The organism is Rhodococcus sp. KRD175 (assembly GCF_017168275.1).
Classification (GTDB): Bacteria; Actinomycetota; Actinomycetes; order Mycobacteriales; family Mycobacteriaceae; genus Rhodococcoides; species Rhodococcoides fascians.
This window is the reverse complement of sequence record NZ_JABFAQ010000013.1, coordinates 22,378-35,184: the sequence shown is the minus strand read 5'-3', so window position 1 is coordinate 35,184 and position 12,807 is coordinate 22,378. Positions and strand designations below refer to the sequence as shown.

12 protein-coding genes are annotated in these 12,807 nt (G+C 64.9%); 9 read left to right on the top strand and 3 right to left on the bottom strand.

Annotation, left to right across the window (positions count from 1 at the left end; genetic code table 11):
• Positions 1-16 precede the first annotated feature (16 nt).
• The 5 genes from J1M81_RS26890 (at position 17) to J1M81_RS19315 (ending at position 5,148) form a co-directional block, all read left to right on the top strand.
• Positions 17-961 (top strand): copper resistance D family protein, encoded by a 945-nt coding sequence (locus J1M81_RS26890; RefSeq protein WP_032381960.1) that lies wholly within the window; start codon positions 17-19, stop codon positions 959-961.
• Positions 962-996: 35 nt separating this feature from the next.
• Positions 997-2,187 carry a DNA cytosine methyltransferase gene (locus tag J1M81_RS19330; protein WP_241258281.1) on the top strand — a complete coding sequence of 397 codons (1,191 nt, stop codon included), beginning with the start codon at positions 997-999 and terminating at the stop codon, positions 2,185-2,187.
• On the top strand, positions 2,156-3,031 hold the full coding sequence (locus J1M81_RS19325; RefSeq protein WP_204879137.1) for a GIY-YIG nuclease family protein: 876 nt from the start codon (positions 2,156-2,158) through the stop codon (positions 3,029-3,031). The genes J1M81_RS19330 and J1M81_RS19325 overlap by 32 nt, the downstream gene beginning before the upstream one ends.
• Positions 3,032-3,055: 24 nt before the next feature.
• Entirely contained in the window at positions 3,056-3,964 is a 909-nt protein-coding gene (locus J1M81_RS19320) for a LysR family transcriptional regulator (protein ID WP_032401096.1), read from the top strand.
• Positions 3,965-4,032: 68 nt separating this feature from the next.
• Positions 4,033-5,148, top strand: a complete 1,116-nt coding sequence (locus tag J1M81_RS19315; RefSeq protein WP_052061669.1) for a TDT family transporter — start codon at positions 4,033-4,035, stop codon at positions 5,146-5,148.
• Positions 5,149-5,150: 2 nt separating this feature from the next.
• Here J1M81_RS19315 and J1M81_RS19310 read toward each other — a convergent pair whose 3' ends face one another.
• Entirely contained in the window at positions 5,151-5,501 is a 351-nt protein-coding gene (locus tag J1M81_RS19310) for a VOC family protein (RefSeq protein WP_032401148.1), read from the bottom strand.
• A gap of 61 nt (positions 5,502-5,562) precedes the next feature.
• Between J1M81_RS19310 and J1M81_RS19305 the strand changes: the two genes are divergently transcribed.
• Positions 5,563-6,861, top strand: coding sequence for a plasmid pRiA4b ORF-3 family protein (locus tag J1M81_RS19305; protein ID WP_032401095.1), 1,299 nt, complete (start codon positions 5,563-5,565; stop codon positions 6,859-6,861).
• Positions 6,862-6,891: 30 nt separating this feature from the next.
• Here J1M81_RS19305 and J1M81_RS19300 read toward each other — a convergent pair whose 3' ends face one another.
• Positions 6,892-7,788: a hypothetical protein gene (locus J1M81_RS19300; protein WP_155288750.1), complete on the bottom strand. Its 897-nt coding sequence runs from the start codon at positions 7,786-7,788 to the stop codon at positions 6,892-6,894.
• A gap of 266 nt (positions 7,789-8,054) precedes the next feature.
• On the opposite strand from J1M81_RS19300, the gene J1M81_RS19295 reads away from it, so the two are divergent.
• The 3 genes from J1M81_RS19295 to J1M81_RS19285 all read left to right on the top strand — a co-directional run bounded on the left by J1M81_RS19295 (position 8,055) and on the right by J1M81_RS19285 (position 11,155).
• Positions 8,055-8,468 carry a hypothetical protein gene (locus tag J1M81_RS19295; protein ID WP_027494874.1) on the top strand — a complete coding sequence of 138 codons (414 nt, stop codon included), beginning with the start codon at positions 8,055-8,057 and terminating at the stop codon, positions 8,466-8,468.
• Positions 8,469-8,605: 137 nt separating this feature from the next.
• Positions 8,606-9,091 carry a MarR family winged helix-turn-helix transcriptional regulator gene (locus tag J1M81_RS19290; RefSeq protein WP_206498625.1) on the top strand — a complete coding sequence of 162 codons (486 nt, stop codon included), beginning with the start codon at positions 8,606-8,608 and terminating at the stop codon, positions 9,089-9,091.
• Between the two features lie 57 nt (positions 9,092-9,148).
• A complete protein-coding gene (locus J1M81_RS19285; protein WP_206498661.1) occupies positions 9,149-11,155 on the top strand; it encodes an MDR family MFS transporter in 2,007 nt (668 codons plus the stop codon).
• Between the two features lie 75 nt (positions 11,156-11,230).
• Here J1M81_RS19285 and J1M81_RS19280 read toward each other — a convergent pair whose 3' ends face one another.
• A complete protein-coding gene (locus tag J1M81_RS19280; RefSeq protein WP_027494877.1) occupies positions 11,231-12,784 on the bottom strand; it encodes a succinic semialdehyde dehydrogenase in 1,554 nt (517 codons plus the stop codon).
• Positions 12,785-12,807: the final 23 nt, after the last annotated feature.

Below are 12,807 nucleotides of genomic sequence, written 5' to 3'. Positions count from 1 at the left end.
ATCCGACGTGGCTGCGGTGAGCGAGAGGAGCGTTCGGCTCGTGCTCGCCGCCGCAGCCTCGGCGGTGGTGGGGGTCGCGGCAGCGTTCGCGCTGGCGTACCCCACCTTTCCCAGCGGGTCGTCGTGGCTCCGCGTCATCGCTGTCGCGTCGGGTTCGGTGGTGTTGGGGTTCGGAATTCTCGCTGTCCTGGACGGTAATTCCGCATCTCGACGCCCCGCCCTCGACTCGCTGGTGATGTGGCGGTCGATCGGGTTCCTGTCGGGTCTGTGGGCGGTGGCCGAGTTCGTCCTGTTGGCAGCGGCCGCAGCCGAGGCCGAGGGCCGAGCAGTGACGGCGCTGTCGCCGAGTGCATTTGCGGCCTTCGTCGCGTCGATCTCCGTCGGTCGACTCGGCGCGACGACGGTGCTCCTCGCGCTCGTTCTGTGCGCCATGGGCGTACTCGGATATCGACGAGACGCATCCTGGTCCCCGGTTCCCGTGGTCACGCTGGCGGCGCTGGCCCTGGTCGCGCGACCGATCACCGGACACATGTCGCAATTCGCATTCGGGTCCATTGCCGTTGCCGTGCATGTGGTGTGCGCCTCGGTGTGGCTCGGTGTGCTCGGCGCGATGGCGCTGAGTCTGCGGACCAAGACAGCCTGGGCGACGCTTTTACCGGCCTACTCCCGGATCGCGCTGTGGTGCGTCGTCGGGGTGACCCTGACGGGCGTATTCGACGCGGTACTGAAGTTGGAGAGCCCGGCGGCTGCGATCGAGACTGGTTACGGCCGAATCGTTCTCGCCAAAGTCGTGATGACCGTGATCCTGGTGGCCCTGGCATCTCGGATCCGCCGCACGTGGTTGCCGACCGCCACTGCGCACCGCTCCACGGCGGACTACTCGGTGGGACGAGCTGCCGCCCATGTCTGTCTGCTGACGGTGGCGTTCGGACTGGCGGCGGCGTTGGCGACCACGGCCTAAGCGAGTCTGTCGGGGCTCTGTACTAGCCTGAGTGCATGCCGAAGTTGACTGTGGTGCCGGGTGGTTTCTCGGTGTCCGCGCGCGATCGGATTCCCACGGTCGCCGAGTTCTTCGCAGGTATTGGTTTGGTGCGAATGGGCTTGGAGCAGGCCGGTTTCGAGGTGTGCTGGGCCAACGACATCGAGCGCGACAAGCACCACATGTATCGCCAACACTTCGGTGACGACGCGGCCCATTTTCAGCTCGGGGATGTTGCCGGCACGCGCGGCGACGATCTGCCGGACGGTCTGTCGTTGGCATGGGCGTCGTTTCCGTGCACGGATTTGTCTCTGGCCGGGGGCCGGGCCGGTCTCGCCGGTAAGAACTCCTCGACATTTCGGCACTTCACTCGGGTGCTGGACGAAATGGGTGACGGCCGTCCCGAGGTAGTAGCGCTGGAGAACGTCGTCGGCCTGGCCACCAGTCATGGGGGCGACGATCTGGCGGCTGCGGTCCGTGAGCTCAACGAACTCGGTTATTCGGTGGACGTCCTCACCATCGATGCTCGACGGTTCGTCCCGCAGTCCCGTCCTCGTCTGTTCCTGATCGGTGCGCAACATCCGCCGGAGGATGCCCGCGATCCCAACAGTGAACTGCGTCCGGATTGGTTGCAGGCGGTCTACGGCGATTCGACGCTGTCGACGCATCGGGCTCCGCTGCCCAGCCCGCCGATCCCGTTGACCAGTGGTCTCGGCGATCAGGTCGAGCGGATGGATTACCGCGACGAGCGCTGGTGGGATGCAGACCGCACCGAGGCGTTCGTACGCTCGTTGTCTCCGATTCAGTTGCAGCGCATCGAGATCCTGAAGAAGGCACGCAAGGTCAGTTACCGCACCGCCTACCGTCGTACCCGCAACGGCGTCGCGGTGTGGGAGGCCCGCCCCGACGACATCTCCGGCTGCCTGCGTACTGCGCGCGGTGGGTCGTCGAAGCAGGCGGTGGTCAAGATCGGCCACGGCCGGTTGCAGGTGCGCTGGATGACGCCTCTCGAGTACGCCCGCTTGATGGGAGCCGGCGACTACACGCTCGGCGGTCTGCGGAACAACCAGGCGCTCTTCGGTTTCGGTGATGCGGTGTGCGTTCCGGTGGTCGCGTGGCTGGCGGAGCACTACCTGATGCCCCTGGTGAACGGGACACTCGGTTCCATCGCGCCGAATGCGACTGCTGCGCATGTCCAGTCACGGTAAGTCCTCGCTGCGGGCGTCGGCGGTCGCGCCGCGCAAGAGCAGTCTGCCTGCGGACGATGTGCAGTCATTTCGAGCTGCACTGCGAGAAGTGCTGAGCGAGAAAGACGATCGAGGGCGCGTCTGGTCGGCGGCCAAGTGGGGCGTGTATGCGTTCTACGACTACGACGGCGAGCCGATCTACGTGGGGCAGACCAAGGAGAAGCTCAGCGTTCGGGTACAGCGGCATCTGACCAATCAGCGGACCGACGCCGTCGCGATGCGAGTGCTGGACGTGTTCGAGGTCGCGGAGATCGAGATCTGGCCGCTCTGGCAGTACGAGGACCTCAAGAAGTCCGACGGCGCAGAACAATTCCGCGCAGCCGAACGAGATTTGAACGCCCACGAGTACACGGCGTACCTCGAGGCCATCGACAGGTCGCGCCACAAGGCGATCCTGAACGAGAAGATCCCGCCGGTCTCCGAGCCCGTCACTCTGCCTGCGTCACTGCGGCGCTCGCTGATCTCCGAACAGACCCGAATCGAGCGCGGGCACCCCGACATTCGGATCGCGCGACGCGCGGAGACCATCTCCCGATTGGCTGCGGTCACTCGCGAGCGCGGTGAGGTGTCCGAGGGTCTGCGACGCGTCCTGGTGGTGCAGGCGGTGCGTCTGGCGTATTTGTCTGCGGAGCGACTCGCCTTTGTCGAGGGTCACCCCATTCCCGATCCCGCGGCCATCGACGTCACCGCCCTGGTGGGTTCGGTGCTGCACGAACGTAGCGATCCCGAGGATCCAGACGACCCCGGAGACCCAGAGGACCTACCCGAGCCCGACGCCGAGCTGGACCTGTTCAGCGACTACTGACTCCCGTCGCCGTAGGCTCGACCTGTGCCGCTTCCCCCTCACGTTGCCGATCTCACCAGCATCGATCTGTTGCTGTCGGTGGCAGAGCTCGGCAGCATCGGCCGTGCCGGACACGCCCACGGCATGTCGCAGCCCGCGGCAAGTTCTCGCATTCGCGCGCTGGAGCGCCGCGTCGGAGCGCCGTTGTTGAAGCGGGGCGCACGCGGAACGGTGCTGACCGAGTTCGGCGAGCTCGTCGCGAGTTGGGCAGCGCCGGTCGTCCGGTCGGCCGAGGACTTGGCGACGGCGATCGCCACGCTGCACGCCGAGCGCATCGGCCACCTGCAGATCGCGGCCAGTCAGACTGTCGCCGAGTACCTTCTACCGCGATGGCTCGTCACGCTGCATACAAAACTGCCCCAGATCGTGCCCACGCTGAGCTCGGGCAATTCGGCGGTGGTCGCCGCGACGGTGCTCGCCGGAGACGCAGACCTGGGGTTCATCGAAAACCCCAGTGTCCAGGCCGAACTCACGTACCGCACCGTCGCAACCGACGAACTGGTTCTCGTCGTGGCACCCGGGCATCCGTGGGCGCACTCTGCACCGTCGACCGAGGAGGTGGTCGAGACGGCGTTGGTCACCCGCGAGGCCGGGTCGGGAACCAGGTCCGTGTACGAGAGTGCCGTTGCTGCAGCCGGTCTCGGCCCGCCGACAACTCCTCTGCTGGAAGTGTCGTCGACGACGGCCATCAAGTCCGCTGTCGCGGCTGGGATCGGCGGTGCCGTCCTCAGTTCACTGGCCGTCGCGACGGAGCTGGCGGCGGGCAGTCTGATCGGAGTGCCGCTCCCCGATCTGTCCCTGCACAGAGACTTGCGCGCCATCTGGCGATCGGGCCGTGAGCCCAGCGGCCCGGCCGCAGAACTTCTGACGGTCGCGACGTCCATCCAGCCATAAGCTTCGGTTATGGCTGGCTAGCGAATTGCTGTCTACCGGACGTGGGCCGCGTCGCGCACAGTGAGGTCATGACCGTCCTCGAGTCCGTCTCGTATGCACCCCGGCTGTCGCGCAGGCGGACCGTCGAGCACATCACCCCCAACTGGTTCGCCGCCGTCATGGGAACCGGCATCGTCGCCACCGCGGCCGCCACACTGCCCGTCGACCTTCCTGCGTTGCACGTCTTCGCCGTCGTCGTATGGGTACTCGCTGCCGCAGCACTCGTAGTGATCGGCGCAGCCTTCGTGCGGCACTGGACCGGTTACCGCGCACGCGCAGTCGACTACGCGCAGCACCCGGTGATGATGCAGTTCTACGGCGCACCGCCCATGGCCTTGCTCACCGTCGGTGCCGGGGCCGGCCTGCTCGGCGGAGACCTCATCGGTCCCACGGCGGCGACCGCACTGTTCGCAGTCCTGTGGGTCGCCGGCACGGTCACCGGCCTGCTCACCAGCGTCGCCGTCCCCTTCCGAATGATCACATCCGCTCACCGGGAGCAGGTCACGGCACTGCCCGCGTGGCTGATGCCCGTCGTCCCGCCGATGGTGTCCGCGTCGACCGGCGCGTTGCTGCTCCCTCACCTGCCCGACGGCCAGTGGCGGTTGGCGCTGCTGTGCGCGTGCTACGCGATGTTCGGGCTGTCGCTGATCGTCGGAATGCTCACGTTGACTCTGATCTACGGACGCCTGCTGCACGGCGGTCTGCCGTCCGTCGACGCGGCTCCGACGGTCTGGATCACGCTCGGGTTTGTCGGCCAGTCGGTCACGGCGGCCAATCTGCTGGGCAACGATGCAGCGACGGTGTTCACCGGTGCGCAGTCGTCGATCGCCGTCGGGCTGCACGTCGTCGGGATCGGCTACGGACTGATCATGGGCGGATTCGGCGCGCTGATGTTCGCACTGGCCACTGCGCTGACCGTCCATGCGGCGCGGAGGAAGATGAGCTTCTCACTGACGTGGTGGTCGTTCACTTTCCCCATCGGCACCTGCGTCACCGGAGCGACCGCACTGGGCAATGCCCTCGATTTCGGCGCGGCCCGTGCCCTTGCCGTACTGCTGTACGTCGTACTCGTGACGGCCTGGATCACTGTCGCTGCTCGAACCCTCCGAGGCGTGTGGCGAGGAAACCTGCTGCAGCCCAGCTGATCTCACATGTGCGCGAGTACGTTCACCACGTTGCCGCCTGCGTCTCGGAAGAAGAATCGGCGCACGCCCCACTCCTCGTTGGTGATCTCGTACGCGATTTCGAGATTCGCATCCACCGCGGCGCGGTAGGCCGCGTCGACGTCGTCCACTTCGAGAGACGCCGACGGATTCACCGGGCCGGTGGGGTCGACGGTGATCAGACTCAGTTGCGCGGTGCTGTCCCCCGGTGACGCAAGTGTGGCGATCCAACCGTGGTTCATCACCACCTCCATGCCGGTGACCTGGACATACGCGTCCAGAGCAGCATCGAGATCGGTGACCGTGAGCAGGGGCATCGCGCGCACAACGTCCATCGTCGGACTGTATCGCGCCGAAAGCGTCCCCGCGGGGACGTTCTCGACAGGCATCTCGCACATGGGGGACGATGTTTCGATGCTGACGATCAAGGTGACTCTGGCCGACATCGAACCAGCGGTGTGGCGGCGGTTCACCATCAATTCCGACGCCACACTGCCCGAGCTACACGACGTCATCCAAGATGTCATGGGCTGGGAAGACCGACACCTGCACATGTTCTTCGTCGGCGACGATCCCTATCGAACCAGTCGACGCTACGAGATGAAGTCCGCGCTCGAAGAGTGGGACGACGGCGCCGGGACGCTCGAGGACGGCGTTCGAGTGGACGAAGTCCTCGGTGCCGTCGGGGATCGTCTCGGGTACGAGTACGACTTCGGTGACGGATGGACACACCACCTGGTCGTCGAAGAAATATCGCCCGTTGCCGGTACTGCAGCCTGCCTCGACGGCGCCCGCGCCTGCCCACCCGAGGACTGCGGTGGCACGTCGGGCTACGACGAACTGTTGAAGGTTCTGGCTGATACCGATCATCCTGAGCACAACCATATGAAGCAGTGGGCGGGCAGCTTCGAGGAACGCTTCGCGGTGGCCGACGCGAACAACAGAATCGCGTTGCGGCGCGCGGTGACGGAGTTGGCCGGACGCGTGCGGGAGCGCCTACCCAAACTCGGCTCGCTTCTCGAACGCGGGCCCCTCGAGTATCACCCCGATCTGCCCGATGTCCTCGCACGCGTCGATTTCGATGTGGCACAGCTGGACCCCGTAGCGGCGGCATCGGCAATGGAAAAGCTGACATGGATGCTGGCGCGGGTGGGCGCAGACGGAATCACGCTGACTGCTGCGGGCTATCTCCCACCCAAAGACGTCGCTGCGATGCGTGCAGAGCTCGAGTGGGGTGCCGAATGGTTCGGAAGCTCCAACCGCGAGGTGGACCATCAGCAGGTGCACTGGCTTCGGGCTGCAGTGACGCAACTCGGGCTGGTTCGCGTGCTGAAGGGACGGCTACTTCGCACCCGGTTGGGCAACACCCTGGCCACCGACCCGCTCCGACTGTGGTCGCACGCCGCGGCTCGGATGCCCTTCGGCCGCGAGCAGTACGAGAAGGATGCAGGCCTGCTGCTGCTGGTTTCGGTTGCAGGGGGTTGCTTTGCGACCGAACGCAATTCGCTGATCCTACGAAGCCTCGAGACCATCGGGTGGCGAATCCCCGAAAGCGAAAGACGCTACGCCCAGTACCTCGCTCGACCGACCTTCGACTTCCTCACTCTGATCGGCGCTGTGCCGTCGACTTTGGGTCGCGACGGGGCCGTACCGGATTGGGGACGCACTTTTGCCGTACATGCACTCGGCTCGTGAACCAGAAGGTGCTACCGGCCGCTCGTCAGGTCATGCTGCGCGCCCTGCGCGCCGCAGACGATCTCGATCGAGCGCCTCGAGCAGCAGGGGCGCCAGAAGGTCAGGTACGCAGAACTTGTCGTTCACCTTGACGAGCAATCCGAGGTCGAACATCGACATGAACCGGAGTGTCGCGACGGTCTGAATCACCTTGCTGTCGGACATCTTTCCCAGGACGACACCGTCGGATTCCCCTACCGGATCACCGACGAGGCTGCGCACGAGCACGGTGGTCGCCAACGTCGAGCCTGCCACGAGCTCGGACTGCACGGAATCATCGCCGGAGTCGTACACAGGCGTCAAGCAGGATGCGTACGCCTCGACCACGGCGGCGCGAGTTCGGTCCGCACTTGGAGACACCACCCAAGCTCCGGCTTCGGGTCCGCGGGTGTAAGTCTGGCCCGCGTGCTCGAGAACCCCGACCCTACGGGCGGTATCCAACACCGATCGATAGTTCACCATTGCCATGAAGTCAGGTTGTTCAGGGATGCTGTCGAAACCCGGAATCCCGAGCGCGGCAACGATCTCGGCCGAGTCGTCCCAGTAGTCGATTCGGGCCGATGGCGCGCGGCGCTCGGTCGCAGCCCACGATGCCAACCGTTGCAGGAGTGAGACCATTATCGGTGTACTCAGTGGGCTCGAGCGCCCCGGCGATATCGGAGAACTGGGCACCGACGCGAATGCAGACGGGAACCCGATCTCTCTCGAGATCTCTTCGTTCTGAGATGGCGACAACCGTTCGGCGACGACGAACGTGCCGAACAGATCGATGGCGCGACGTATCTCGTCGCGCTCCCATGGCGACCGCTCATAGTCATCGAGGTCCAAGTACTCGTGATCATCGAGACAGAACATGTCGATCGGAAAATCTGCGCCGTACACGCTCACGTTCCGCTCGCGGACCGACCGATCGACTGTCATTGCTGTCGCAAAAGCCGTCAACTGATCTGCGACCCAAGCATTCTCGATCAGCCAATCGGAGAAGTGAAGAAGCGCGCTCGGCCAAAATAGAGGTTCCCTTTCACGCTGAACCTGACTGTGGGCCTCGCGACTGGTCTTTCTGCTACGCGATCTGCGGTTGCTCATGATGTCCCCCCGGATGTGTGTGGTCGAGAGAGTAGACGAGGGGTACGACAAGCGAGCGAAGGCGGCTGATGACCCGCAATGCCGAGGATCTTCGAGGCATCGAGCAGATCGGCTCACCCGAGGACGTGGTGCGCGCTCCGACATCGGCGTTCGTCGCGCGTTTCCTGTCCGACGCCACCCTCGTCGACGGCGTTGTCGCAGACGGCACCTTCACTTCGGGCTCCCTCACACTCGAGGCGGAGGGCTCCGGACCCGGGACGCTCGCAATCCTGCCGACCGACATCGACATCGTGCCCGGATCTGCGGACGACACTGGTGAGGTCAGTGGCACCGTCACGTCGTCATTGTTCGGCCGCGATGCGAGCGACGTCCTGGTGCACTGCGACGACGTCGACTTCCGCTGCTCGACGCGCGGGCCGCGGCCCGAGGTGGGCGAGACGGTCGGCCTGTCCGTGCGGCGATCCTTCTTCTATCCGCACTAGCGTCACCGGCCCGAAGGATCTGGCCATCCCCACATCGACGCTGTGACCCACCAGACAGGAATATTGTTTGCTTAGCGCATATATGTATATATATGGTTGCAGACAGCAAGTAAATCGAACTCGGCGTTGGAGTACTCATGGCAGTTCAATCCACGACAGCGGAATCGCTCGTCGAAGAGGTTTTCCTCTTCGGGCGCACGCTGAAGCGGGCCGTGACCACCGGAGTCGAGGATTCACCGTTGCCGCAGGCGCTGACCGGAGTTCTGGCCATCCTCGCGACAGAGGGTGAATGCAGACAGACCGACCTCGCCAGCAGGCTCTGCGTCAGCCAGTCCGCCCTCAGCCGGCAGATCGCGGACCTCGTCGAACTCGGCTACATCGATCGGCACCCCGATCCGGACGACAGAAGAGCGTCCCGGGTCTGCGTGTCGGACGAAGGCCAAGCTCGACTGAAACAGATTTGGGACAGGCGAGCTCGTCGCCTGGCAGAGATGTTGAGCGAGTGGAGCGAAACCGAGGCTCTCGATGCCCTCGATTCCATCCGCAAGCTCAACGACACGTTCACCGAAGACGCCCACGCCCAGCGCCAGGACGTGGCCCGCATTGAATTGATTGCGAGATAACCAATGACAACATCCGCGGAGAATCCGCCGAATCAGGCAGTCGCCGATCCCGATGCCATGACGCACCGCCAGATCCTCGAAGCCCTCACCGGTCTGCTGGCCGCGCTGTTCACCGCGCTGCTGAGCACCACCATCGTCTCGACCGCTCTGCCGACCATCATCGGTGACCTGAAGGGTTCGCAGACCGCGTACGCCTGGGTCATCACCACCGCACTGTTGGCCAACGCCGCGTCGACGCCCATCTGGGGCAAGCTCGCCGACCTGTTCAACAAGAAGGTCCTGGTCCAGAGCTCGATTCTGATCTTCGTCGCGGGCTCGCTCATCGCCGGCTTCGCGCACAACGTTCCGGTGCTGCTCGCCGCACGTGTGGTGCAGGGCATCGGCATGGGTGGCCTGACGGCACTCGTCATCGCCATCATCGGAACCATCGTCTCCCCGCGTGATCGTGGCCGCTACTCCGGTTACACCGGTGCCGTCATGGCCGTATCGATGTCCGGTGGCCCCATCCTCGGCGGCGTCATCGTCGACAGCCCCCTCGGGTGGCGCTGGTGCTTCTTCGTCTGCGTCCCGTTGGCTGTCATCGCCCTCGGCCTGCTGCAGAAGACGCTGCACATCAAGACCGTCCGCAAGGACAACGTCTCCATCGACTGGCTCGGCGCACTTCTGCTGACCGCAGGCGTGTCCGTTCTCCTCGTGTGGGTTTCGTTCGCAGGCAAGGCCGACTACTACGCCTGGATCTCTCGTGAGACCGCGTACCTCGTCGGCGGCGGAGTTGCGCTGCTCGTCCTGACGATCATCGTCGAGGCTCGGCACAAGTCGCCGATCATCCCGCTCAAGATCGTCACCGAGCGCACCACCGGCCTGGCCATCATCGCGTCCATCGCGGTCGGCGTCGGCCTCTTCGGAGCCACCACGTTCCTCGGCCAGTACTTCCAGACTGCTCGCGGCTACACCCCCACCGAAGCTGGATTGCTCTCCATCCCACTGGTGTTCGGCATGCTCGTCGCCTCCGTGGGCTCCGGTCAGCTGATCACCAAGTTCGGTCAGTGGAAGCCGTTCATCGTCACCGGCTCCATCTTGCTGGTCATCGGATTCCTGCTGCTGGGCACCATCGACCACGCCACCAGCTTGGTGACGGTCGGCATCTTCATCACCATCGTCGGTCTCGGTACCGGCATGCTGATGCAGAATCTCGTTCTCGCAGTGCAGAACACTGTCAGTGTGCAAAACGTCGGTGCAGCATCGTCGACGGTTGCCTTCTTCCGAACCTTCGGCGGAGCGATCGGCGTCTCGGTTCTCGGTTCGCTGCTGGCAACCCGTGTCGCCGAGAAGTCGGCAGCCGGTCTGGCGCAGCTCGGTGTGGACGGTTCGGCCGGAGGCGGCGGATCGCTCGACCTCACGGCACTGCCTGCTCCGATCGTCAGCGTCATCCGCACCGCATACGGCGACGCGACCGGACGCATCTTCATGATCGCCGGCTTCGTTGCGATCGTCACGCTCATCGCAGTGGTCTTCATCCCGAATCGCCCGCTGCGCAAGACGATCGACATCGCGTCGGCACCGGCGCAGGGACCCGTCGCCGATCCGAACAAGACCGATCTGGACAAGACCGATCTCGGCGCTGATGCTCAGGCACAGCCCGAGCGTCGGGAACAGCTCGCCGAGATCCCGTCCTTCGGGGCGACTCAGGATTACGTCGGAGCGCAGTACGGCAACGAACGGCGCTTCGAGCGTCGCAACGAAGGTCGCCACGAGGCTCAGCCGGGTCAGCGTCCCTTCGATGGACTGAGCACCGATGCCCGTGATCGACTGCTCACGCTGCTGCTGCCCCAGCCCGAGGACACGTTGACCGCTCTCGACGAGGCCGAGGCCATTCGCGCCGAGGTGATCGAGCTGCAGCAGGAACTCGACGCCAAGATGCTCGACTTCGATGCAGTGTGCGAGCGGCTTCGTCGACTCGGACTCAGCGAGCAGCAGGTGGCTCGGGTGTTGGGAGACAACCACATTCCCGACAGCCACAATCACTACGCCAACGCCGGACTGAACGGCCACAGCGTCAACTGATCCGACACAGAACAGCGAAAGGCCCCGCACACCCGAAAGGGAGTGCGGGGCCTTTTCTCGTCCGTCTACCGACTACTACCGGCCGGGAATGTACTTCAGCGCTTTGACGAAGGGCGGCATGATCTTTGCCCACAGCTTCGGCGGAAGTCCGCGCGGTCCACCGAGATTGAGCAGGCGGGTCGTCGCGATGGTCTGCGGCTCGGTGTACTTGAGCAGTCCCTCGTTTCCGTGCCTACGGCCCATTCCGGAGACGCCCATTCCGCCCATCGGTGCACCGGTGGTGCCCCACGTCGGCGCGTAGCCCTCGTCCACGTTGACCGTGCCCGCGTGCAGACGTGCCGCAATGGCCTCGCCCTGAGCCTTCGTCTTGGCCCAGACACTTGCGTTCAATCCGTAGTCGGTGTCGTTGGCCTTCGCAATGGCCTCGTCGACGTCCGCGACGGGGTAGATCGACACCAACGGCCCGAAGGTTTCGGTCGCCGCACACTCCATGTCCTCGGTGACGTTCGTCAGCAACGTCGGCTCGTAGAACAGCGGGCCGATGTCGGGACGCGCCTTGCCGCCCGCGACGACGGTCGCGCCCTTGACCTTGGCGTCGTCGACGTGCGCCGAGACCGTCTTGATCTGGTCCTCGGAGATGAGGCTGCCCATTTCGATGCCGAACTCGTAATCGGCACCCACGGTCATGTTGCGTACCCGCTGGCCGAACTTCTCGGTGAACTCGGCGGCGATCGACTTCTCGACGTAGATGCGCTCGATGGAGATGCAGAGCTGACCGGAGTTGGAGAAGCAGGCGCGCACTGCCGCGTCGGATACTTCCCGCAGGTTCGCGCCCTTCGCGACGATCATGGCGTTCTTGCCGCCGAGCTCGGCGGAGAAACCGATGAGTCGACGCCCCGCCTGCTCGGCCAGGAGCTGGCCGGTGGCCGTGGAGCCGGTGAACATGACGTATTCGGTGTTCTCGACGATTGCGGTGCCCACCACCGAGCCGGGGCCGGGGACCACGGCGAACAGGTCGCGGGGCAGACCGGCCTTGTAGAGCAGCTCGACGCAGGCCAACGCGCAGTACGGCGTCTGGCTGTCGGGCTTGAGCACGACGCCGTTGCCGGCCAGCAGCGCCGGAATGGCGTCGGACACCGCGAGAGTCATCGGGTAGTTCCACGGCGAGATGATTCCGACGACGCCCTTGGGCTGGTAACGAACGCGAGTCTTGGTCAGCACGGGAAGCATGCCGGTGACCTTCTTCGGAGCCAGCAGTTTGGCGGCGGTGCGTGCGTAGTGCCGCGAGGTCATCGAGATGTCGAGGACTTCCTCGAGGGCGGCGGCGCGGGACTTGCCCGTCTCGGCCTGCGCCATGTCCATGAGCTCGTCGCGGTGCGCGAGCACCAGGTCGCGGTAGCGGTGGAAGATCTCTGCGCGCTCGGAGACCGGACGCTTGGCCCACGCCGCCTGAGCGGTGCGGACGCGCGCGATCGCAGCCAGTGCATCTGCAGCCGTGCCGACCGGAATGGTCGCCAGCTCCTTACCGGTGAACACCTCGGTGATCGTCTTGGTGGGACGCGAGTCCGCGTCGGGAATGGCGATGAGATCAGCGAGCCGGGAAAAGGTCGCAGTGGACGGAGCAGGCATTTTTGCATCCCTACTGATGAGTA